The following is a 23,653-nucleotide window of genomic DNA, read 5'->3' on the forward strand; positions in this document are numbered from 1 at the left end:
GAATTCATGTATTTTGGAATAGGACTAACAATAAGCCCAGAAGCTCAGCATAAAGCTCAATTAATACACAACATCGACAATGCTTTAAAAGCAGACCAACTGCTTAAAAACTATGGCGAGGGTTTGATAGCATTTTCCATTGATATGAAAGTTGTTAATCCACCCCCCGGCTTCGAGCATCTATTTAAAGTGTTGCCCCCCAAGTACGTGCTTGAAAAGACATCAAAAAATCCTTATACAGGAGAACTTGTAGTAACCAAAAAGCACTTTTTTTGCACATCGCTGATAAATGGTGCTCCATATGAATTGTTTTTGGCTGGAACTGAGGCTGAAAGTCAAAAAATCATAATTCAGAAGATTATAGAATCTTTAGATAATTTGGAGTCCCTTCCTAGGAAGGTTAAAGATTTTAATCGAGATGAATTTAAGCGGGATGTCGAATTTTTTTTAGCTTCCTTAGCCAAGAAAGGCGCTTAAAGAGTTTCGTAATGTATTTTATGCTGCAGGTAAATAAAATGATCTAATGTTAAGACTTACTCAGAAGTTGGCTTAAAAAATAATATAGTAACATCACACTAAGGACTATTCTAAATATAAGGTAACGCCTTACCAAAGTGTATTCAGCTAGCTAGGTAGAGCTTCGGCTATATTAGCTGGAGGACTAGCTACAGGCGGCGCAATTGCGGCGGGCGGAACAGTAACAGTCGTTGGTGCGGTAGCTGGATGGGTCGCCGGAGGTCTTGTTGTTACAGGTGCAGCTATCGGTGCTGGAGTTGTTTATCTTTGGGATAAATTTCATAGTAGTTCCGATGATGGTTCGCAAGTTGTATTAAATGCGGAGGCTAAGCCGAATTCGAGTGGTGCAGAGAAGGCAAAAAGTCCTTCTGAGAAAAATGAAAAGCTTAGAGGAACAGTTAAGACGGGACAAGAAGCGCACAGACAAGAGCAGAAAAAAATAAGAGAAAAGGGTGGCAAAACTGAAGTACCCATGGAGCTGGAAGATGGAACAAAGGTTAGAAAAGATGGAGTTAGGCCCGATGGAACAGCAGTTATTATTAAACCGGATACTAAATCTGGTAGAAAATCGGCTGAAAAAAGGGAAAAATTAATGAAAAAAAAATAAGGTCAAAACTGAAACCATTTTATATGATCCTAAAAATCCCGCATATCAGCCTGGTTCTCCCACATACATAGGCCCGAAAACAAAATAAGATGAAAATAAACAGAAATAAGTTTAAGAAAGAAATTGAGCAAGGATTAGTGTCACTTGGTTATAGAAAGGTGATTCTGGGTTCATCTGTTGCAGATGCCCTCTATCTAAAGGTTATTGACAACGAACTCTATCTTACCCTTGGCTTTACCTACTCTAATTTTAACGTAGGAAAATTTACAGCCGCTTTCTATCTTTCTAAAGTTACTCTTTGGGGTGCGGTATGGGATGACATCCCTCCTGAATCTTATGAAAGGATTGGATCTTTTTTAGAAGATCCGGAGCGACTTGAATTACTAGGAGAGGAGTATAACGTTAAGGGGGTTGCTGATTCTTGGTGGGATATGAATGATATTAGCGCATTAGATAAATTCTTAAAAGCTGTGCAGATTACTGAGAATAGATTTTTGGCTCAACCAGACATGATTTTGAAAATAGAACAGAGTAAAGCTGTAAATGAGCTTTCCAGATTATCCCTTCTTGTTATTAATGAAGTTGCCAACAATGATGATACATTCAAGTATAAATTTACCCCCAAAAAAGCAAATCCCGAAATCGGAGACAAATGGTTTAAGGCTGCTGAGAGGATATTAAGTTATGAAAAATCAGAAACCAATGTTAATATCGTAGCTAGGTTAGCTTATGATGCCTTTAGGCAAAGTGAAGTGGGTGATTGATTAGTTTTTATAATAAATTACTAAAAGTCCTAGATAATAATTGCAAAATGTTTAAGAAAACAAATGTAAATTCTATAAAAGAATTTTGGAAATGGTTTGCTTCGATTTGCCAAGATTTCGGAGAGGCATTTGATAATTACGACTTAATTGATGACTTGGATAAAAGAATTCGTTCGCTTGGCGATTTTACCTGGGAGTTAGGCCCCGGAATTAATTCGAGCAACATGCTGGTTATTTCTCCAGGTGGTGAGTTAAGTTTATTAGAGAAGACCAAAAAAATTATTTCGTATTCTATAAAGTGCAAAGGGTGGGATTTTTTTTATGCTAAGCCACCAAAGGAATGGGATCTTATTTTTGATTTCTATAGATATTCAGGAGAACAGATTGAAGTAAACGCAAATACATGGGAATATGTCTTGTTAAAATATGATGATGGTGTATTTGAAATATTGATTAAGTGTGAAAATGTTGATAGCCGCCTATCTATTGATGAAAAACAAATTGCCTGTGAGATACTTTTAGATGGGATCTTAGGAGAGGAGTTAAGAATTTTAAGGTTTGAAATTATCGAGGTTGTCGATAGTTTCGAAAGGAAATATCAGAACAAAGTTTTAAATATTAAATCTCTTTCCAGTCGGAGTATTGCGGTATGACACAATTGTTAACTGTAAACAGCAAAACCCATCAGAAATGTTGGGTTTTCTGTTTCTATGAATGCTGGTGCAAGAGTTATTTTTTCGTTGGGATAAAATGCAATATAATGATGATTGGGCATTTTGGCAAAAACCGCAATTCGTCCGCATTTAAACCGTGAGCACAACGCCTGCAGATGAGGTATTTAGACAAGGCCTATAAATAAATTGCATTAGATAGAATTAATATTTCCTTTACTATAGTCATTTATAGTCAAATATATGCAGAAAAAAGGTGAGCATGTAGTGAGCAGGCTACATCGGTATAATTTAAAAAGCTAACTGTCAAAGATATATGAGTAGGGTTCGAGTCCCGTCCATTCCGCAACAAAAGCCTTAACTTGAAAAAAGTAAGGGTTTTTTTTTTTTTGTGGAGTCCTAAAAAAGGTTGACCAAATCTTAACAAAATGGTCAATAATAATTTAAAAAAATTGCAACGTTCACCCCGGAGTTACAGTGAAAGTTTCAAGCGATTAGTGGTAGAGGAGTACGAGAACGGTCATTTGAATAAAGACCAGTTGCAACGTAAATACGATATCCGCGGAAATCAGTGTATTCAGAATTGGTTACGAAAATATAGTAAATTAGCCTATCCAAGATATAAAAGCATTGGCAGGCCTATGAAGGACAACGATCAACAGCGACTCAAAGAGCTTGAGTTCGAGTTAAAGCAAGAGAACAAGGCATTGGAAAAGAAGTTAAGGGAAGCAGAACATCAGCTTTCCATGTACAAGAAATTTGTTGAGATCGCGGAGCGGGAACTGAACATCGAGATCCGAAAAAAGTCTGGCGCCAAGCAGTTCAAGAAATAGCACTTTTATCCAGTAAGAACACTATTACTAAGTTGTGCAAGCTGTTTGGCTACACGAAACAGGCTTTCTATAAGGCAAGATCCAATAGCTCAAAAAAGACTGTTGCAGAGCAGGAGATCAAAGAGATGGTCCTGAACATTCGACATAAGCTACCGCGGACCGGGGTCCGTAAGCTGCATGTGATGTTACGGGAAAGCATGTCCCGCAAGAACATGTGGGTTGGACGCGACAAACTTTTTGGGATATTAAGATCACAGCATCTGCTGGTCCAACGGAAACGCAAGTATACCAGAACAACTGATTCGAAGCACTGGATGAGGAAATACCCCAACCTAACTAAGGACCTGGAACTAACCATGCCTGAACAGCTATGGGTTTCAGATATAACATACCTACAAACGGTTGCAGGAAATGAATATCTGCATCTGGTTACCGACGCAGGCTCGAAGCTAATAATGGGGTATGAAGTCTGTGGCGATATGAAGGCTGTGTCTACGAAAAAGGCATTGGAGATGGCCATAAGCAAGAGGGAGTATGAGCATCAGCTCATCCACCATTCTGACAGGGGACTACAGTATTGCAGCTATGATTATATCAGGCTTTTATCGCATAACAACATCACAATCAGTATGACTGAAAATGGTGATCCATATGAAAATGCAGTCGCAGAAAGAGTCAATGGGATTTTAAAGGACGAATTTGGATTGGATGCAGTCTTTAAGGGGAAAGCCCAATTATATAAACAAGTGCACCAGGCGATTGAATTATATAACCAGATGAGATTACACTCTTCAGTAAATATGTTAACGCCGAGGCAAGCGCACTCAAAACCTAAGATATTTGTAAAACGGTGGAAGAAAAAAGAACCATCAAAATAGATTTTAATGGTTCTTTTATTTTTATAATTTAGTAAAATAAATAGTCAACTTTTTCAAGGACTAGACATTTCGATCATTATAAGCCTTAAGCCCGATTCTTTGTAGCGTTTTAATCGCTTTGACCATCTAGTCTTAGCGTCTCGCTAAGGCCAAAACGGAGGCAACAAAAAACTGAATATGTAATAAAACTGCCCTCATTTACAAACATCAAATAAAAGGTGGATCTTGCATAAGAAAAAAACAGAGGGCTTAGAAAGTTTTTGATAAAGGAAGTATTATTCCTAGAAATTGGTTGTTATTTTTTTCTAATTATTGGTGTAGTATATTTTTTTAAATTTATGAGTTTTCAGATTTTTATTGGTTTTTTGGCACCAGTCTTAATTATTTTTTTAGGAATATTGCTTAGGTTTTCCATAAATGATGGCTGGTCGTCTTACAGAAAATATTGGCTGTTTTTCGTTGTTATTGGTATACTTTTATTTGTCTATCAATTATGTTGTTAAAAGGGTTTAAACCAGAAGAGCTAATATTTGGAGGAATAGCTATTTCATCAATTATATTAGAAACAGGCTCTGTTGTTCCAGCACTAGTATCTTGTTGCTTGTTGAGTTTTTATTATTTGGCTTTTTGTTGGTATTTGTTCGCTGTGAAAAATGAAAAAAGGATTTTTCGCTCAATATCATTTGGGATCTTATATGCTTTAATCTGGTTAATTATTGGTGCTTGTACAGTTAAAATGTTTGGAGAACTGGGCTGGTTCTTTTATCTTATAGAAGCCTTACTGATTTTATCTGTTAGCTTGTATATATTTTTAAATAGAAAAAACAATAGTGATGTTTTTAATTCAACAAATTATTGGAGAATATCTGTAATTATAATCCTTAATATTTTTATTCTTATTTTTAAATAATAGAATTAATCTCCAATCTGGCGCAAGTGTTAAGTGCAGGGTGACTTCTGCCTAAGACAAAATCAAAGTCCAGCAGTTTAAAACTGTTGGGCTTTGTTATTTTTGTAAGAGTTCCAGTTTGATTAGCCTGGCTTTGAGGCTCCATATGTTCGGGAATATAGTTTGGCGAGTTGGGTGCCTTTCTGGTCTTAGCGTCCCCATCTAGTCTTAGCAGGCAGAGCCTGGTAGAAGATGGTCACCATATAACTATGGATTTGATAATCCTATTAAGTTTACTAATCCTGATGGAAGGTGGTAACAATTTCTTAACAGGGGGGCAATAAGTGGCAAAAAGCATGTCTGAAGAATTGATGAAAAAGAAAGACAAAAATTAATATGAATATTCAATTTTTCATAGTTGGTATTATAGCTGCAATATTGGGCGTGGTTTTGATATTGAACCATAAGTTTTACAAATATAAAACAAGCGATATGCTGTTTGTTGCTAAATTGAGGGTGTTTTTAGGTTCTTCAGTTTTAACCTTGTTTGGGCTGTTGGTTTTATATGATGAGCTAAAGAAGGTTGTCAATTAGTATTACTTTAAGCTCGGCAGCCTACCTTATTATGGATAAATAAAGTATGGACATCACACTTTTTTCAATAGGTTTTGTTACCATGATAATTGGAATAATCTTAATGATTAGAAACAGATTCTATAAACATAAATCAAGCGATATGCTATTTGTAGCGGAACTGAAAATATTTTTAGGAGGATTGATTTTAACGGGAATGGGAATAGCAATCTTAATTAATGAGCTAAATAAGATGTGAGTTGATTGTTGCGAAGCCGTTACAGGCCTATGGCTTGTGAAGAATAAAAATAAAATTAGTTTGAATGCCTAGGCGGGTATTCTTGTTTAATGAGCGTATAACGGTGAGTAGTAAAGATTCCCATTTATCATAAGAATCACACTAGCCTTAAGATCTCGCTATGACCTTTTTCGCTCTATAAACAATCATCTAAAGGCATTACAATAATAGCAGGAAAACCTTATTATATTGGTCCGGCAAATCACTTACCTGAACCTTAAATATTGGCGTAGATTTTCAAAATGTTTAAAATACAATACAAAAAACGGGTAGCTCAAACGAATTTGTCAAATACTGACTTAATTAAAAATATATTATTTGAACTTGATAAGTCAGGTTATAATGTAACTAGACAAGATCAAAAGGGTATAGACTTTAAGGATAATATATGGCGATTGGGTTCCCGGAGTGAAACCTTTCGTCGTGTAGACGGAGGAATATTCGAAATTAACCCTGAAGGTGGAAGTATCACTTTTACTTTTTATATCACTTTAACCTTTGAAATCCTATTAACAGGCATTATTGTACTGATTTGTCTTTTTCAGGACCCCTTTATTTTGATTTTTATAGTTTTTATCTGGTTGATGTTTTTGGTAAGGCTATTTGCAGTGAAAGATGCGGGTACAAGAATGCTGGTTAACGTGTTAAAAGCTTCTTGGTGAAAAAGCTATCCGTCACAAATACCCGATACGGCTAGAAATCAAACTATTATTCGAAGGTCATTTTCGTAGCTAATTATTTGTAGCGTTTTAATCGCTTTTGTCGTTTCTCCTTAAAAACCGGAAAACGATGAAAAAAATAACGCTGCTATTATTAATGGGTATGGCCCTGCTTTCGTGCAAAAAAAATAAAACTTCTGATTGTGAAAAGAAAATGTGTACTTACCAGTTTGCCTCGGTAGGGATCAGGTTTGTAAACAACAAAGGCGAGGCTACCGAAGTAAAAGACTTTAAAGTAGTCAACCAGCGAACCGGAGAGAAACTGCAGGCCAATTCTAGCATTTCGATTAATACCATAAAAGGAGCCTTTGTTGTAGTTGATGATGGTAATATTCAAAGCTTGTCTGAAGAAGGGGATGATTTAAAAATTACGGGTACATCAGTAGAAACTAGTCAGACTAAATCTGGTATCATTAAAGTTAGCGGCGGCAAGTGCGCGTGTCACATCGATAAAATCTCAGGTCCGCAACAGATTGCTTTCGATTAACAAGTATTCTTTATAGATTTTGATGGACTTGGCTTTTATAAGCTGAGTCTTTTTTGTTTTGTGATTTTCTACCGGGATTTTATTTTATCAATAATTGAATTAATTTGTTGAGTAACAATAAAATTGGTCAATCGTTTGCGTGATTTTTAGGCTTGATTAAGCAGATTTCTGGTGATACTTTTATTAGAAATCTTTATTGCTGGTTTAAGTGAGAAGCTGGTAATGTAAACCTAAAATTATGACCGGATTAAAAAAGTGTCTGTTTTTTGCTGCTGTAATGATGATGGCGGTATCGGTATTGGCGCAGCAAAAAACAAATAAGGCAGGCAAAAGACTACCTAATATCATTTACATTTATGCAGACGACCTGGGTTATGCTGATATCGGCCCATATGGACAAACAAAAATAAAAACACCTCATTTGGATCGGTTGGCCAAAGAGGGGATGAAATTTACGCAGCATTATACCAGTACGCCCGTTTGTGCACCCGCAAGGTGTATGTTAATGACTGGTAAACATGGAGGGCATTCCTATATCCGCGGAAATTACGAAATGGGTGGTTTTCCTGATAGTTTAGAGGCCGGACAAATGCCTTTGCCCGAAGGCGTTTTTACAATTCCTAAAATGTTGAAGCAAGTTGGTTACGCCACAGCATTAACGGGAAAATGGGGGCTGGGAATGAATAATACCTCAGGTTCGCCCTTAAAACAAGGTTTTGATTATTATTACGGTTATTTAGATCAAAAGCAATCGCATAGCTTTTACCCAACCCATTTGTGGGAAAACGATCAGGTGGTTCCATTAAACAATACATTTATTGATGTTCATCGCCAGTTAGACAGCACAAAAACACTTCATGATGCCGACTGGGATTATTTCAAAGGAAAAGAATACTCGCAAGATCTGATCACTAAAAAAGCGGTCCATTTTATTGAAGGGCATAAGGACGCACCATTTTTTCTTTACATGCCTTATACTATCCCGCATGTTTCGCTACAGGCACCAGAAGCATACATCAAAAAATACATAGGATTGTTTAATGAAAGGCCATATTACGGACAAAAAGGTTATGCCGCTACTAAATATCCCTTATCAACCTATGCAGCAATGATTACGTATTTAGATGATCAGGTAGGCATTATTTTAGCGGAAATTAAGAAGCTGGGGCTTGATGATAATACCATCATTATGTTCTCGAGTGATAATGGGGCTACTTTTAATGGCGGCGTTGATGCGAAATTTTTTAATAGTGTTAACGGTTCAAGGGGTTTGAAAATGGATGTTTATGAAGGTGGAATAAGAGAACCTTTAGTTGCCCGCTGGCCAGGCAAAATCCCCGCAAATTCAGTGAGCGATTTTGCATCGGTACAGTTTGATATGATGGCTACCTTTGCAGAAATAACAGGAACAAAAGCCAATAACACCGATGGCATTTCATTACTGCCAACTTTGTTGGGAACACCTGCCAAACAAAAACAACGCGAATATATTTATTGGGAATATCCCGAAAACGGAGGTCAGCTCGCCATCAGGATGGGTGATTGGAAAGGTGTTAAAACAGCCGTGCGTAAAAACCCGAAAAATACCGCCTGGCAGATCTTCAACATTAAAAATGATCGTTTTGAAGCGCAAGATGTAGCTGCCGAACATCCGGAACTGGCAAAACGGTTTGATGAAATTGTAAAAAAAGAACACCAGGTAGCGCATCTATTAGAATGGGAGTTTCTAGACAACCGCGGGCCTAAAAAAACCGGTAAATAGACCCGTTTAATATAGATATCAGCCGTTATACAGTTTTAAGTTATTTAAGGCGACAATATACCTAACAATTATTGAGTAGTATTAAACACGCTAGTATGTAGTATTTTAAGAAATAAAATTTTGTAATTGTCAATTCGTTTGTTTAGTTTAGTTAAACAAAATTGTATTTTATGTAAACAATATTTTAACCTTAACTTAACTATGAAAACATTAAAACTTTTACCATCCCTAATTTTGTTAACGGCTTTGTCCATCATGTCCTGTAAAAAGGCCGGCACGACAATTCAAGAAGAAAAACAAATTTCAGATGAACAATCTTTAGCAAAGAGTGCATTGGTTGTGAAACCTAAAAAGGTTTTGTTTATTGGTATTGATGGCTGTGTATGGAAAGCAATTACGGCCACAAACGCACCAAACCTTAAAACCTTAATGGATCAGTCGTACACCAGTACCAATGCATTGGCCCAGGTGCCTACATGGTCATCAAATGGCTGGTCGGCATTGTTTACCGGTGTGGGCGTAGCCAAGCACAAAGCATCCGATAATAGTTTTTCGGGTTCTGATTTTGTAAACTACCCGTCTTTTTTTAGGCAGATTAAAACCAGTTTGCCTGCGTTGCGCACCGCATCAATTGTTACCTGGTCTTCAATCAATAGCTATATAGTGGCAACCCCTGATGTAACCGTGAAACAGAACAGCGCAAATGATAATGCTACCGAAACCAGGATTATTCAGGAAATTACCACCAGCAATACCGATGTTGCATTTTGCCATTTCGATAATGTTGATCATGCCGGTCATGCCAGCAATTACAGAACCACAACGCAAATGTACATGGATTCGGTAAAAGCGGTCGATTTGCGCGTAGGAAGGATATTAACTGCTTTAAAAGCAAGACCAACTTATAATAATGAAGATTGGTTAATCGTTGTGGCAACAGATCATGGTGGAGATTTAAGTCATGGTGGTGCAAGTTACCTGGAACAAAATGCATTTATCATTTTAAACAACAGTGCCATTGCTCCTCAATTGGTTAATGCTTTACCAACCACCTCAACAGAATCGACGCCACACAGCATCTCTACTGTTAATTTTAAAACCAATGTTTATGGTCAGTTGCCTACGCTCAGTAGTCTTAATCTTAGCGCAACCAGTAGTTTTACCATCGAGTTTAGGGCAAGGGCAACAACTGCCACAAGCGATCCGGTAATTATCGGAAACAAAAACTGGGCAAGTGGTTACAATAAAGGAATTATCATTGCCAATAGAAACGGGGTAATCAGAGCAAACTTTGGCGATGGCACCCATAGGTTGGATATTGATGGTGTTGATTTAACCGATCAGTTGTGGCACCAGGTGGCGATAGTGGTTAATCGCAGCACGCAGAAAGCAACCATGTACGATGGCGGGGTTCAGGTAGCCGAAGGTAATATCTCGGCAGTTGGCGATTTGCAGAGTAATATTGCCTTTCAGATCGGGCAAGATGGTACCGGAAATTACAGCCCATACTTTACAGGTAATATCTCAGAAATCAGGTTGTTTAAATCTGCACTGCCTGCAACAAGCATTAGCGCTTACAGCTTTACTGCTTTAACTTCAGCACACCCGCAATACGCTAATCTGGTTTTATACACCAAAGGAAACGAAGGAAGCGGAACCACCTATAATGGAAGTTTGGTTACCCCTCAAATTAGCATCCTCACCAAAAACAGCGCAACGGTTACATGGAGTGCTTTAACTACACCTATATTTAAACGTAAAATAACCGATTACCATGGCGCACCTTATTTATATAGCGTGCCACCAACCATATTAAAGTTTTTAGGAATTACTGCGCCTAGCTATTATGATGGGCAAGCCCTGGTTAATTTCTAAATTTATAAGAAAAAAAAGCTGTACCTGGTTATGGGTACAGCTTCATTATCAATTTACTCCGAGAAATAATTTTAATCGAGCAATGTCCAGGTTTTTCTGGCCTGTACCTGCTGTACAACCTGCTGTTCGGCAACCACAATATTTTCTTTGCGCTGGCCAATATATTCTAATCCACTCAACTTATTCCAAAGCGCCACCAGTACATTCATAAACTCGCTGGCCATTAGCATACTGTTATTAATTTGTTTATGATCGTAAACCAGTTCGATGGTTTTGGCTAATAGCTCTTCAAAGTTTCCTGGAGTTACATCTTTCCACTCGTAAAAATACTTAAGCAGTTCTTCTCTTTCACGGGGATCAATCAGTTTAATGGCTGTAAAAAAGATATGAGCCAGACTGGAGAAATAACCGGTTAGAACTGCCGGCGATTCACGGTGTGCAATGTTTCTGTATTCGTAAAATAAACCTGCAATATAATCTACAATTTTCTCCGAGATCAAACGGATATTCTTGCCTAGCGGGGTAATATTATCACGTCCTCCCGTTTTATCAATAATTTTAAAAGCCGCCAGCTGTAAATCATTTAGTAAAACACTAAAAGATTCATAGTATCTGATCAGGGCCGGATGACTGGTTATGGTTGAACTGGGCGGTATATAATTGTTGTTGATCGTTAATCTTCCGTTCTCGTAATAAACCTGCCCGATAGTTAGAAAATAACTGTCGGCAGTTTGTGTGCTTACTTCGCTCTCAGGTAAAACGGCAATGGAGTAGCTTTTTGCCAACTCCGGATAACGGATTGGGCTTTCTTCGGGATTTGGTGTGCCTGTTGGGACGCGGTTAAACGGACTCACCACCAATAAAATAACGTAGTTACGCGGTTCTGACTGACCAAAATAATGGTTGTGTACCAGCGTGTCCATGTTATCTGATTGTACAATATCAATGTGGCAGCCTTCAGGTGTAATGGCATTACAATATCTTACCCTTACCTCGATATGGTTGGTTGCTTTTTCAATAATCTCAATATCATGCGAACTTTTGTAACCGGTAAACGGCGGTAAGAACCCATAATTGCTATTATTTAAATGTATAGATACGGCATCCCGAACAAAATCCTGTAAATAGAGGTCGCTTACTGTAAAATGATCACTAGAAAGCTTCATGCCATTAATCCAGTTAATGGATTTATATTTTAGCGGCTTTATCATGGTAAATGTTTTTATATAGGTTAGATAAAGATAGCACTTTCTCCAACTTCATTAGGCTTATTTACATTTTCTGAAACGCGTTTGGCATAAATCGTCATTTTTTCGGTAATGCCATTTTCTACAATATCCAGATCCGGATCAATAAAAATATTGCGTTTAAAAAAGGAGGTTTTAATAAAGAAAATCCATTTATAATTCTCCTGGTCATCGCCTTTAAACGCTACCGGGCTTTTGGCAAACTTCAGGTTATAATCGTCAATAAACTTATGGAACCAGGTACCAAAATTCATGTTTTCTACCGCTTTAACTTTTACTTTAAGGGGCTCTGGATCGGTACTTTTTTTATACAGTTCCAGTTCCAGTACCAATAGCCTGTTAAAATCGACATGGTCCATATTGATGTCCAGGGGCGTATCAGGATATTTCCAGATTTTATAGATTTCCGAAGGGATGCCGAGCAATGAAACATAAGCCCACCAAAAAATAAGCGGAACAAAAAAGCAGGTGATGCTGCCCGCACCAAACCACCCAAAATTTACTGAGCTTAACCAGTTAAAGGCCAGCTGAAATAAATAAACAGCTAAAATAGCCGAGATTAGTGTGGCGAAAAAGATAAAAACCTTGCGTTCCAGTAGGTCTTTTGGGTAGTATTTAGTTAACAGGTAAACGAAAACTGTACCCATTAAAAGATAAAAAATACAGCAAATAATATAACCCCAGGGCATAAAATTAAAGTTCAGAAAACCCAGGAAACCTGGAGCAGCTAAAATAATACCGATGAGCAGAACACTTACGATAAGTCTTTTGTTATTAAGAAACTGGTTCTTTTTATTAATGATGGAAAGAACCGCCGTTGAGATAAGGAAAATCAGCGGAAATAAGAGAAAGCGAATAAAAAATGATTGAACGTCCATTAATTTTTATAGATGTGATGTATTACAAATATAGTATCTTTAGTATTTGATTATAATCCTATTTTTTTTCGATAATATAAATTTAACCTATAACAAATAAGCAAGCTTAAAGTTTAAATGAAAAAAGGAACTTTGATTAATAACGAACTCTTTACCGATTATAAAGCGGTAGCCCATGCTGCCGACTTAATAGAGCGTGAAGTAATAGATGCTGATCGTGTTGAAGTTATCCCAATAGGGCCAGATAAGCGTGCTTTTGCAAAAGATATTGAAAACACCAGTACCTATTATACTGAAAGAAGAAGGCACGACCGTATCCGCATCAACACCAATAGAGAAAGTTTATATGATATGCTGCCCGAAGGGCTTTTTCATCGGCCGCCAACAGGCAGTGCAGGGATGGATGAGGAGTCGATGATTAAGGATATCAGGGATAGGAGAGAAGAAGAAAAGCAGGCGAGGTTGTTTTTCACCCCCTTTGATGCTGAAATTAATCATGTAAGGATTATGACCGAGCTTTATGAAAACAGGCTCGATAAAAAAACTACTTATTCTGATTTAAGCCAGATATTCGAATTTGGCTGGGGTGAATTTAACCTATTGAATAAAGAACAAAGCATCATCTGGATGCATCTATTGCCCGAAATTCAACTAAAAAGAAATGATATTGGCTTTGTATCTAAAGTGCTTACCGCCTTGTTTAATTTGCCGGTAAACCTTGTTGATACTACGGCTAATATTGGCCCGTTAAAAATTGCAGATGAACTGCAGATGGAGCTTGGCACCAGCGCACTAGGCATTGATACCATTATTGGGGATAGTTTTATGCCAGAACATGAGGCTTATCATGTTAATATTGGTCCCACCACACCACAAGAGCTGATTGGCTTTATTCCGGGTCAAAAGAACAGGGCCATTTTGGATATGGCGCTGAGTTACCTCATGCCGCTTGATGCGGAGGTAAGTGTTGAGCTGCTTACCGCAACCGATTTTCAGGAAACAGTATTGAGTGCAGATGGCGAAAGCGCCTATTTAGGATATACGGTATATATTTAATTGCAGGAAGAAACAAAGAAGCAATTCATTTTTACTAACTACTTACAAACCAGCATATCCATCTTAGCACCTTAAACCATTTTATATACCGTTGGCTTTAATAGTAAGCGGTAATGCACATTCATGGTGCTCCTTAATTTTAATTTAGCCAGGGTAAGGCCAAGCAGTTCTTCCCAGTCTTGCGGCGTAAGGTTTAGGTTATCTGCCGGCTCAATTATAATATCGGTGGTTTTAATAAATCCAGCATTGGGCCTGTTATCCATCACAATACCTTTGGCTAAAGTAATGCCTTTAAGCTTTTGGGCCAATTCGTAACGGCAAAAGTTAATTACATCTGCCCTGGTAATAATTCGATCTGCAGTAGTTAGTCCATACTTGTAAGCCTGAACGCGGTTGGCCGCATTTAGCCGGCTGCGGCCTCCTTTTGTTTGGCTCAATAAAAAAATGCTCTCTGCATTAACTTTGCTATTATCGTAGGTCACTAATCGGCTGCCTGCATTAATGTGGTTAGCCTCTTCGGCCTGTGTAACCCAGATATCCAAAAATAGAATATCGGCATCATCAATCGGTTTTAAAACAATATAGCTGGGTAATTCTTTGATGTCTTTTAATGCCGAACGGCTCTTTTGCTCAATTAGGGCAATGTTTTGCTCTAAATTTTTGAGCACAGTACTTAAAAAATCAGGGCCATAGGCAGAAAAGGAAGCCTTTTCATCTCTCAGCAATTCAAACAAATAATCGACCAGTTCTTTTGCATTTCTCGTATCGAAACGCTCGGTGCCACCATATCTGATTGAGAACGAACCATCACCCTTATCGTTCTCATTGGTGTATGGAATTTCGTTATAACTTTTGCCTTTATTGTCTTTCAGATTTTCTACTGCCAGCATTTGGTCCATCGCTTCGGTTTTAATCGGGATGATGTTATTCATCGTTTTAAGCCGGTGTTTTATCTGGCTTAACCTTTTATTCACCACCGGAAATGCATTGATGTAGATATGAAGTTCGTTCAGCATTTCCTGATTGATGGCCGCAGGAAAAACCACTTTAAGCCATTTCACTTTTTCATCAATCTGGTTTAAGCTGGCTGACTGGAAAATGTTTTCAAAAGCACCTGGCAATTCTTTGCTTTCATCAATGTTAAAGTCGTTGAGATCGCCAAGGGTAATAAACCTGTTGCTGTAAAACTGGAGCACATCAGCCTTAATCAGATTAAGCAGTTGTTTATGCTGAAAAGGCGCCTCTTGTTTTCCTGTTAAAGGCTCGTCCATAAAGCGTTCGGTATAAGCACTAAGCTCATTGTCTTTGTAGAACCATTTCCCTAAGGATAACAGATCGTAAGTATTTTCAGGCACCGAATAATTTTTCCAGTCAAAAAATAAATTCAGTTTATTAAAATCCATCCAGTTTTTTATACCACTAAAACCAATGTAGATGGTATTTTTTTCTATTGCTGAGCCGGGTAAAGTGTTCAAAACAGGTTGCTTGCTCAATTGCTCAACATTAAAAAGGGTATTTCCGGTGGCAATATATTTTACAGCAGCATTTTGAACTTTTACATGGTGTAAGGGACTAAAGAAAATATCGATTTTTTTTGCCTTATCATTTTCTTGCTGAATATTTTTCTTAAAGGCAAATTGTGTATAGGGCGAAAGGTAATCCTCATCTTCGATTGGCCTGGCGTGGATAATCGCATGTGCGGGCAACGATGAGGTTAAATGATCTGGAGCTAAAATGCGGCTGATCTTATCAAAAATTCTATTCTCAAGATTTTTAACATCATTGGCCACATTAAAAAGTTCGTTACTTAAGGCTTCAATAATCAATTTTACAAGCGGATCGAAATCATGACTATCCTTAACGTTCCAAAAATCTTCGGCATTTTTTAAAATTCTGTTCCGGATTTCATCTTTTGATGAATAAAAAACTGGTTTCATGTGTAGAATATTTTGGGCGTTTTAGATTATGTTGATAGTGGGCTAAGAAATAAAGCGGTGTTGAAAAAATATTTTTCTCCTGTGGTTTTTATTAGTGCGCTAACACTAATATCTACCTTTTTTTTAATCTCGGTTATCTTACGCAGTGGGTATACATTTTCGACCTCAGTAATACGTACTTCTACCTCGGTATTATATATCCTGAATTCATAATCAATAATGGATTTTAGCAACGATTTGCGGAATTTTTCCTCCCAAATGCTCTCGCTTACGATTAATTCAAAATCCAGATCCCATATTTCACATCCGAAATCACGATGGAATCTATGCTCTCCAAAACGGGTGAAAATAATCAATTCAATGTGGTTAGAAATCGATTTTCCGAGATTAGTTGCCTGTAGGCCAGCACCTGAAAAGATGGAGTTAAATCTGAAGGGTTTGTTGAAAAAATTTTCAGACATAGATGTTTGGCTTAAAGTTTGTTAAAAGTAAAAGAAATAAAATCGTTTTTAATAACCAAACAACAAATATTAAAAATTGTTATAGTACAATGTTAATTTGAAAAGGTTTGCATGATTTTTAGTGAGGTTGATGTCAGATTAATTATTAGTCAATTGCTATGTGAAACTATTAAATCTATATGAAACCCATTAACGCCACTGAAATTAGGAATTCATATACGAAGTTTATTTTAAACTTTGTTTTCCTAACACTCTTCTCCATTCTTTGTATTTATCTCTTTTTTGCAGCTTCTGATTATGAGTATACTTTACTCGATAAAAAAGTAAAAGAAACTGAAAAACTATCCTATTTACGAAAAGATATCAATACCAATTTCGATCTGATTTTAGTCCGCTTTAAAGAGCTTGCCCAATACCGCGATTATAATGCAAATGAAATGAGCAAACAAAGCATTTTATTGGGCGACATTCAAACCGCCAACAACAGGATAAAAGATTTGATTACCAGGAAAACCGAAGCGAGCCCGAGTTTCGATCTCTACGGAAAACTCAATAATAATGTTGGTGCAATGGCCGATTTACAGGATTCTCTGATCAAATCGAGAGGGGATATTCAAAGATATAAAGAACAAATAAACGACTGCCATCGGGCAAACCAGTCGGCAGCGAACAAAATTAGAAATGGCAGATACGGTCGATAATTAAAGATTATGATAAAACTAAGCATAAAAGAAAGACGGGAACAATTCTTGTTTTTTTTAGCCCTATTTGTTTTTACTGTCGGGCTTTTAAGCTTTGGCATTTTTTACAGCGGTACATCCCGGTACGAAATTTCTAAAGAAGAACTGGAAGTTAAAATTAGTGAAAACGAGGCCTTTGAAAATATGGTAAAAGAAACCATGCCTACGGTTGACACCACCTTTAAACAAATTACACGCTATAACCCAAATGTACAGGCGGTATTTTTAAAGAATGATATTCAGCTTTCGTTAGGCTCCATTAAAGCCGCATTTGATCGCAAAGCATCAGATTCACGATACAAAATCTTCGTTCAAACCTCGCAATTGTACGACAGGTTATTTTACGATAGACAAGAACAAAATAGAAACATAACGGATATCGAACTGCACAAAAGGCAATTAGACGACTGCATTACCAACAGACGTCAGCTGCAGCAAACCATATCTGCAAGATAAACATCCCACAACCTATAAAAAACGCTACCTATGTCTGACACAAACACCAAGCAAGTTAACTCAAATTCGCAAGGCTACGTTATTCTCTACATCCTTTTGGCTGTGCTGCTCTTAACAGGCCTGATTTTTTTATTTAAAAGCTCTTTGTTCGAAAAGAGAGCTATTGATGCACGGATCCTTAAAGATGAAATTTATTTAAACGAGGATTTGGTTTTTACCGACAATACGCCCAAAGCCACTAAATGGTTATGGGAGTTCGGTAACGGCGAAAAAGCAACTACAAAAACAGGCTCCTATCATTACACCAAACCCGACACTTATATTGTACGTTTAACGGTAGACGGCGAACTGCGCCAGGAATTTCCAATAACCGTACGAGATACTGTGAAAGCAGCGGTGATCGATAGCGTACTCACCATAAGCGGGCCAACTGCTGGTCTGGTTAATGAAGAAATCAGGCTGGAGGGCGATGGTGAAGGAAAAGATTTCGAATGGTCTTTTGGCGAAACCGGAAGGGTTGATGTTAAGGGAAAAACCGCCCTATACACTTACCGCGCTCCAGGAAAATATGTCGTTAAACTTCGCTCAGATAAAGCACGTAAGCCTGCTTTTTTAACCATCCTGATTACCGATCCCAATGCGGAAATAGTGGAAGATCTGGTTGCACCCGGCGATGGTGAACGTAAAACCATTGATGATATCAGGGCCCGCTTACAGGCCATTGCAAATGGTGCCGATTTCAACTCCAACTATTATTACCTCATTAACAAATACATGTGCAACAATGAAAAAGTAACGGTAAATGTGGAGATGAACGGAAAGAAAAAGCAGACCGATATTTATTCTTATTGCATGGGGCTAACTTTTGGTGGCGAAATAGCCGTTGATGAAGCGCAGTTAACCATTAAGCCCAATTCTACCTGTGCCAGTTTGTTAAACATTAAACAACATTCGGGAACAGCCCAGCCTGCGGCAACAGCAACTACTGATGCTGCGGCGAAAACAAAATAGATTTAACATCTGAACCTAATTTTAAAGCTCATCTACAATATTATGAAAAAATATTATGCCTTAACCATCCTGTTTTTAGGAATATCCTTTGCGTATGCACAATCGCCCGCATCGTTTGGCAAAAAAGTAAAATACATGCCTAAATCGTATGAAAGGCCAGCCGAAACCATAAATGTTAACGATAATACCAGTAGCAGCAGTTTACCCTGGATTGTTTTTTCCGACCGCGAAGATAATTATACCACTACTGCTCCAGGTGGAAGCCTGATTATGAAAAAAATAAGTTTTATGGAGCCTTTTTATGTTTCAAAAGAAGAAAACGGTTACCTGAAACTAATCAAGTACAAGGCGGGAATGATCAGGGGAAGAAAAATAAACGATAAAAAAAGTGCCATCAGTTATGGTTGGATAGCAAAATCTAAACTGCTTTTATGGCAACGGGCATTCTCTAATCAAAAAACAGGTTATGCCGAAAAAGCCATTGGCATTATCAACGGCAAAAATGCACTAACCGAACCAAAATTCTATTTCGATACCACCGATTCGATCCTGGTTTACAATACTCCTGAGCTTAAAGACAGGCGCACCAAAGTGCGGTTGCACGAAATTGCTTATATCTACAAAAAATCGGAAGACGGTAAAAAATACTTAATCGGATCTGACGATCAGCTGGTTGCAGATACCGCCTTAAAAAGTATTTACGGATGGGTTTCTGCCGAAGCAGTACACAGCTGGGGAGATCGGTTGTATATTACATCTGTTAAGCCTGGTAATTATGATAACGATGATTCTACTTCAACAGCGATTAAAAATGGAATAAACAACGGAACAGCTTTCGTGGTAGATCCTTTGTTACCAAGAGAAAACCTGATTTTAAGAAGTGTTCCTGTGGTTTCTGATGATGCCGGTGCTTATGCGGTGGGTATAGCTGCCGATGTTTACAATAAAAAGGACAACAAAATATTAACCATTAACGGTTCAGCATTATCATATCAGGATTATTTAAAGCTCCGCAAAAATAAAAGCAAGGTAAATGTGGTTTTTGTGGTAGATGGCGGAAGCCCGATGACCAAATATCTTGCGGGAATGACCAATACCATTGCGTCTTTCGAAAGCATAATGGGCGATTTTGGAAAAGGAACCAAAGTAAATTATGGCGGTGTGGTATATCGTGGCGAAACCGGATGCGCCTTGCAGGGAATTTTTGTTAGTCCGATTCAGGATGATTATCGCCAGTTGATGACTTTCCTGTCAAACCAGGCTAAAAATACACTGAGGTGTAATGGCGAAATTACGGAAGAACCTGTTTTTGCCGCGCTAAAAGCCGGATTAAATTTATTTAAAGCCAAAAAGAACGAAACCAATCTAATTATTTTGGTTGGCAGTACAGGCAATGTAGGGGGTACCAATAATTACCTTATTAATGAGCTGAGCGAGCAGGTGGCACTGGCAGATGCCCGGATTTTAGCACTACAGGTTTACAGCGATTTTAACCCGTCATTTAACGATTTTGTAATTCAATCTCGTAAATTGGTATCAGAATCAGCCATCCGCGCTGCTGAATACAGAAAAAACACGATGGTTAAAGGCGAGGGTTTAAAAAGCTTCCAGCCATATAATACCAGCCTTCAGGATTCGATTTCTTACTATTTGGATTATCCTAAAAACAGTTTAATACAAGGTGGAGTGGTTTTTCCCACTAAAGGATCGGTAAACTCGAACCAGAGCATGACCATTGCTTTACGCCGTTTTGTTAAAGAAACCAATATGGATATTTATAACCAGATCAGTTCTTTAGACAGTGCATTCCGTTTAACAGGTATCACACGCAAAAACCTATCAGCTGATGTAGAAGGTTTATTACCTGCGCCGGTTGGAATAGAAGTAGCCGATCGCATGCCACATAACGCCTTTAAATATTACAATACGGCGAACCTGTCGGCCGATGTGGTAAAAAACAATCGTTCTACCTTACAGTATGCCATTGTATTAAATAATATGGAATACAAGCAGATTGTAGATGTTTTTTCTATTATGTTAGGGCAAAACCTGCAGGCCGATCAGTCTTCTTTCAGAAGCAAGCTGGTTAAAAATTACGTTAAAATGCCTAAGCAACTACTGGGCATGAAAATATCATCAGGCGATATTAAAGCGATGACTTTGGCCAACTATATTAAATTGGTAACAGGTTTGCCTTTAAATAACGAATTCTTATCAAAATATGCGGTAAGCGATTTGAAGAACACGTCTAAAATGCCGCTCGATCAGTTCGAAAGTTATATCAAATTGTTAAGCCAATCAGTGCAACAAATTAAAAGGGCTACGCAGATTGAGCAACAATTTGTATCAAACGGAAAAATATATTACTACATCACCGAAAATAATTTTAACCCGGCAGTTTTGCCTACAACCAACTAAGGGATATGGCAATTACAAATTTAAGCGAATCGGTAAAAACAGCCCTGCACATTGCACAGTCTTTAGCAAAAGAATACAGGAACGAAACATTTTCTGCGGCTCATTTGCTCAAAGGCTTAATGCATAAAGATGTGGGTTTACGGTCGTTTATCACTTCCATTGGGAAGGATGAAGAATACATTAGTGAGTGGGCTGAAGTCCGGATTGATGAACAGACCAAATCGGCAAGTTTTAGCGATACCGTTAGTGGTGCACCAGAAATTGCCGTTGTTTTTGAAGAGGCTGATAATGTACGCATTAAACTGGGCTTGGATTTGATTACACCCGTGTGTGTGTTAACTGCATTGGCTAAACCTGGAATCGGTTTTCAACCCGATCAGTTAAAATCTTTTCCGATAAAGGAACGGGAGATTTTGGACCTCTATGTAAAGGATGAAGAAATTTCAAGGGTAGTTTCGCCGGATAAAACAACCGCTGGTGCCGAAAGTAAAAGTACAGGCAATGCACTGCATAAATATTGTATAGACCGGTTACAGCTGGTTCGTGATGGTAAAACTGATCCGATTATCGGCCGCGATAAAGAAACGAGGATGATGATGGAAATCCTTTGTCGCCGCACTAAACCAAACGTAATTCTTACTGGCGATGCCGGTGTAGGTAAAACCGCATTGGTTGATGGTTTTGCCATCGATATTGTCAATCAGAATGTGCCCGAAAACCTTAAACCGGTTCAGCTTTTTGAGTTGGATTTAGGTTCGTTAATCGCAGGCGCATCGTACAAAGGAGAAATAGAAGACCGGTTAAAAAACATCATCAAAGAAATAAAACAGTTTGAAAAAGCGGTGCTCTTTATTGATGAAATCCACACGCTATTGGATAGCAAAGGCCCGTTGGGTGCCGGAATTGGCAATTTACTAAAGCCAGAACTCGCCCGTGGCGAAATCACGGTAATTGGTGCAACCACTATTGACGAATATCGCAAAATTATTGAGCCAGAACAGGCTTTTAGCAGGCGCTTCGAAGTGCTTCAGGTAAATGAGCCAAATGAGGAAAGCACCATAAAAATGCTGCAGAAACTGGCGGTGAAGTATGAAGAGCACCATATTTTAACCATCGAACCCGATGCTTTGGGCGAATGTGTTCGTTTAGCCAAACGTTACATGAAAGACAGGAGGTTACCCGATTCTGCTTTTGATTTGCTGGATAGAACCATGGCTGCAATGAAAATGATGAACGATACCTCCGACGCCGTAATAAATAGCTTGGAAACCGATCTGGAAGCATTAAATACCAATAAAGATCAATCAGAGGCAGAGCGCTTTGCCGATTATAAATGGCTTTTCTCTTTGCTCCAGAATAAATTAAGTCCCGTTTTATTAGGGCGGCTAACCGACGAAACACAAACAGATGCCTTCGAAACAGCCGATGAATATCAGGGTTACATTAACAGTAGCCTGCAGGAACTAAAAAAATACGCTGCCGAAAAAAGCAACCGGATTACCAAACAGGATATTGCTTCGATTGTGGCTTATAAAACAGGTATCCCAATGGGAAAACTGCAGGCAGGTGAAAAAGAAAAATTGCTGAATATGGAGCAATACCTGAAAAAACGTGTGGTAGGGCAAGACCAGGCACTTAAAGCGGTTTCTGATGCGATATTGGAATCGCGCAGCGGACTGAACAAAAAAGGACAGCCCATAGGATCTTTCTTTTTATTGGGACCTACCGGAACAGGTAAAACCGAACTGGCTAAATCAATAGCCGAATTTTTGTTCAACGACGAAAAGGCAATGATCAGGTTCGACATGTCTGAATTTAAAGAAGAACACAGTGCCGCATTGCTATATGGAGCGCCTCCGGGTTATGTTGGCTATGAAGAAGGTGGCTTATTGGTGAACAAAATCAGGCAGCAGCCCTATTCGGTATTGCTATTTGATGAGATTGAAAAAGCACACCCTTCAGTATTCGATACCTTTTTGCAGATTTTGGATGAAGGCCATATGCACGACCGCTTGGGGAAAGAAGGCGATTTTAGTAATTCCCTTATTCTTTTTACCTCAAATATTGGTAGTGAATGGATAGCAGAACAAATTAGCAAGGGTATTATTCCGGCATCAAATCAGTTGATGGAGGTAATGGCAGGGCATTTCCGTCCGGAGTTTTTAGCACGGATTTCAGAAATTGTTCCCTTTGCACCGATTAACGAAAGCAATGTGGTGCGCATTTTCGAAATACAGCTGAGCAGTTTGGTGCAATCGTTGAATAAAATGGGTATCGAATTTGAAATAGCAGATGATGCTAAAAAAATGATTGCTTTAGATGGTTTTACCCCTAAGTATGGAGCAAGGCAGCTATCGGCCGTAATCAGAAATCTTTTACGCAGGCCAATCTCGAAATACATTATTTCAGGCGAACTCAAAAAAGGATCGAAGATACAGGTGAGCAAACATCCTAAAGAAGATACATTGCAATGGAATATTATTCAGCCAGAAGCAGTAACATTGGAACAAAAATTGAGCTAAAACGTTAACTATTATATTATTAGAATAAATTAATCGTAAATCTAAATCTACATAC

Annotated in this window: 21 protein-coding genes; 17 read left to right on the top strand and 4 right to left on the bottom strand. The window is 38.2% G+C overall.

The annotated features are described in order from the left end of the window. The first annotated feature begins 6 nt into the window (after nt 1–6). The 11 genes from CA265_22040 to CA265_22090 all read left to right on the top strand — a co-directional run bounded on the left by CA265_22040 (nt 7) and on the right by CA265_22090 (nt 10,872). Nucleotides 7–477, top strand: a complete 471-nt coding sequence (locus tag CA265_22040; GenBank protein ARS42190.1) for a hypothetical protein — start codon at nt 7–9, stop codon at nt 475–477. Between the two features lie 735 nt (nt 478–1,212). Next, nucleotides 1,213–1,887: a hypothetical protein gene (locus tag CA265_22045; protein ID ARS42191.1), complete on the top strand. Its 675-nt coding sequence runs from the start codon at nt 1,213–1,215 to the stop codon at nt 1,885–1,887. Between the two features lie 47 nt (nt 1,888–1,934). Then, entirely contained in the window at nt 1,935–2,540 is a 606-nt protein-coding gene (locus tag CA265_22050) for a hypothetical protein (GenBank protein ID ARS42192.1), read from the top strand. Nucleotides 2,541–2,986: 446 nt separating this feature from the next. Beyond that, nucleotides 2,987–3,391: a hypothetical protein gene (locus CA265_22055; protein ID ARS42193.1), complete on the top strand. Its 405-nt coding sequence runs from the start codon at nt 2,987–2,989 to the stop codon at nt 3,389–3,391. A 32-nt stretch (nt 3,392–3,423) separates the two neighbouring features. After that, on the top strand, nt 3,424–4,269 hold the full coding sequence (locus CA265_22060; GenBank protein ID ARS42194.1) for a hypothetical protein: 846 nt from the start codon (nt 3,424–3,426) through the stop codon (nt 4,267–4,269). A gap of 493 nt (nt 4,270–4,762) precedes the next feature. Continuing rightward, on the top strand, nt 4,763–5,179 hold the full coding sequence (locus CA265_22065; protein ID ARS42195.1) for a hypothetical protein: 417 nt from the start codon (nt 4,763–4,765) through the stop codon (nt 5,177–5,179). A 375-nt stretch (nt 5,180–5,554) separates the two neighbouring features. Further along, nucleotides 5,555–5,752: a hypothetical protein gene (locus CA265_22070; GenBank protein ID ARS42196.1), complete on the top strand. Its 198-nt coding sequence runs from the start codon at nt 5,555–5,557 to the stop codon at nt 5,750–5,752. 519 nt (nt 5,753–6,271) lie between these two features. Continuing rightward, on the top strand, nt 6,272–6,691 hold the full coding sequence (locus CA265_22075) for a hypothetical protein (GenBank protein ID ARS42197.1): 420 nt from the start codon (nt 6,272–6,274) through the stop codon (nt 6,689–6,691). Between the two features lie 127 nt (nt 6,692–6,818). Next, nucleotides 6,819–7,235: a hypothetical protein gene (locus CA265_22080; GenBank protein ARS42198.1), complete on the top strand. Its 417-nt coding sequence runs from the start codon at nt 6,819–6,821 to the stop codon at nt 7,233–7,235. 238 nt (nt 7,236–7,473) lie between these two features. Continuing rightward, the gene (locus CA265_22085) at nt 7,474–8,997 is read left to right on the top strand and encodes an N-acetylgalactosamine-6-sulfatase (protein ARS42199.1); all 1,524 of its coding nucleotides are present in this window, start codon (nt 7,474–7,476) and stop codon (nt 8,995–8,997) included. Between the two features lie 201 nt (nt 8,998–9,198). Continuing rightward, nucleotides 9,199–10,872 carry a hypothetical protein gene (locus CA265_22090; protein ID ARS42200.1) on the top strand — a complete coding sequence of 558 codons (1,674 nt, stop codon included), beginning with the start codon at nt 9,199–9,201 and terminating at the stop codon, nt 10,870–10,872. 71 nt (nt 10,873–10,943) lie between these two features. Here CA265_22090 and CA265_22095 read toward each other — a convergent pair whose 3' ends face one another. Next, complete coding sequence (locus CA265_22095) at nt 10,944–12,083, bottom strand: hypothetical protein (GenBank protein ARS42201.1); 1,140 nt, start codon at nt 12,081–12,083, stop codon at nt 10,944–10,946. A gap of 20 nt (nt 12,084–12,103) precedes the next feature. After that, complete coding sequence (locus CA265_22100; protein ARS42202.1) at nt 12,104–12,997, bottom strand: hypothetical protein; 894 nt, start codon at nt 12,995–12,997, stop codon at nt 12,104–12,106. Between the two features lie 117 nt (nt 12,998–13,114). Here CA265_22100 and CA265_22105 point away from each other — a divergent pair, with 117 nt between their 5' ends. Next, nucleotides 13,115–14,053 carry a hypothetical protein gene (locus CA265_22105; GenBank protein ID ARS42203.1) on the top strand — a complete coding sequence of 313 codons (939 nt, stop codon included), beginning with the start codon at nt 13,115–13,117 and terminating at the stop codon, nt 14,051–14,053. Between the two features lie 71 nt (nt 14,054–14,124). On the opposite strand, the gene CA265_22110 is transcribed toward CA265_22105, so the two are convergent. Further along, a complete protein-coding gene (locus tag CA265_22110; protein ARS42204.1) occupies nt 14,125–15,990 on the bottom strand; it encodes a hypothetical protein in 1,866 nt (621 codons plus the stop codon). A 26-nt stretch (nt 15,991–16,016) separates the two neighbouring features. Continuing rightward, the gene (locus CA265_22115) at nt 16,017–16,451 is read right to left on the bottom strand and encodes a hypothetical protein (GenBank protein ID ARS42205.1); all 435 of its coding nucleotides are present in this window, start codon (nt 16,449–16,451) and stop codon (nt 16,017–16,019) included. Between the two features lie 179 nt (nt 16,452–16,630). Between CA265_22115 and CA265_22120 the strand changes: the two genes are divergently transcribed. From CA265_22120 to CA265_22140, 5 genes are read left to right on the top strand one after another with little or no spacing between them, the layout of a single operon-like run. Then, nucleotides 16,631–17,152 carry a hypothetical protein gene (locus CA265_22120; protein ARS42206.1) on the top strand — a complete coding sequence of 174 codons (522 nt, stop codon included), beginning with the start codon at nt 16,631–16,633 and terminating at the stop codon, nt 17,150–17,152. 48 nt (nt 17,153–17,200) lie between these two features. Further along, entirely contained in the window at nt 17,201–17,647 is a 447-nt protein-coding gene (locus CA265_22125; GenBank protein ARS43092.1) for a hypothetical protein, read from the top strand. Between the two features lie 30 nt (nt 17,648–17,677). After that, a complete protein-coding gene (locus CA265_22130; GenBank protein ARS42207.1) occupies nt 17,678–18,658 on the top strand; it encodes a PKD domain-containing protein in 981 nt (326 codons plus the stop codon). A gap of 42 nt (nt 18,659–18,700) precedes the next feature. After that, nucleotides 18,701–21,076 carry a hypothetical protein gene (locus CA265_22135; GenBank protein ARS42208.1) on the top strand — a complete coding sequence of 792 codons (2,376 nt, stop codon included), beginning with the start codon at nt 18,701–18,703 and terminating at the stop codon, nt 21,074–21,076. A 5-nt stretch (nt 21,077–21,081) separates the two neighbouring features. Then, complete coding sequence (locus tag CA265_22140; protein ARS42209.1) at nt 21,082–23,598, top strand: type VI secretion system ATPase ClpV; 2,517 nt, start codon at nt 21,082–21,084, stop codon at nt 23,596–23,598. Nucleotides 23,599–23,653 lie beyond the last annotated feature (55 nt).

Source organism: Sphingobacteriaceae bacterium GW460-11-11-14-LB5, assembly GCA_002151545.1.
In the GTDB taxonomy this organism is placed as follows: domain Bacteria; phylum Bacteroidota; class Bacteroidia; order Sphingobacteriales; family Sphingobacteriaceae; genus Pedobacter.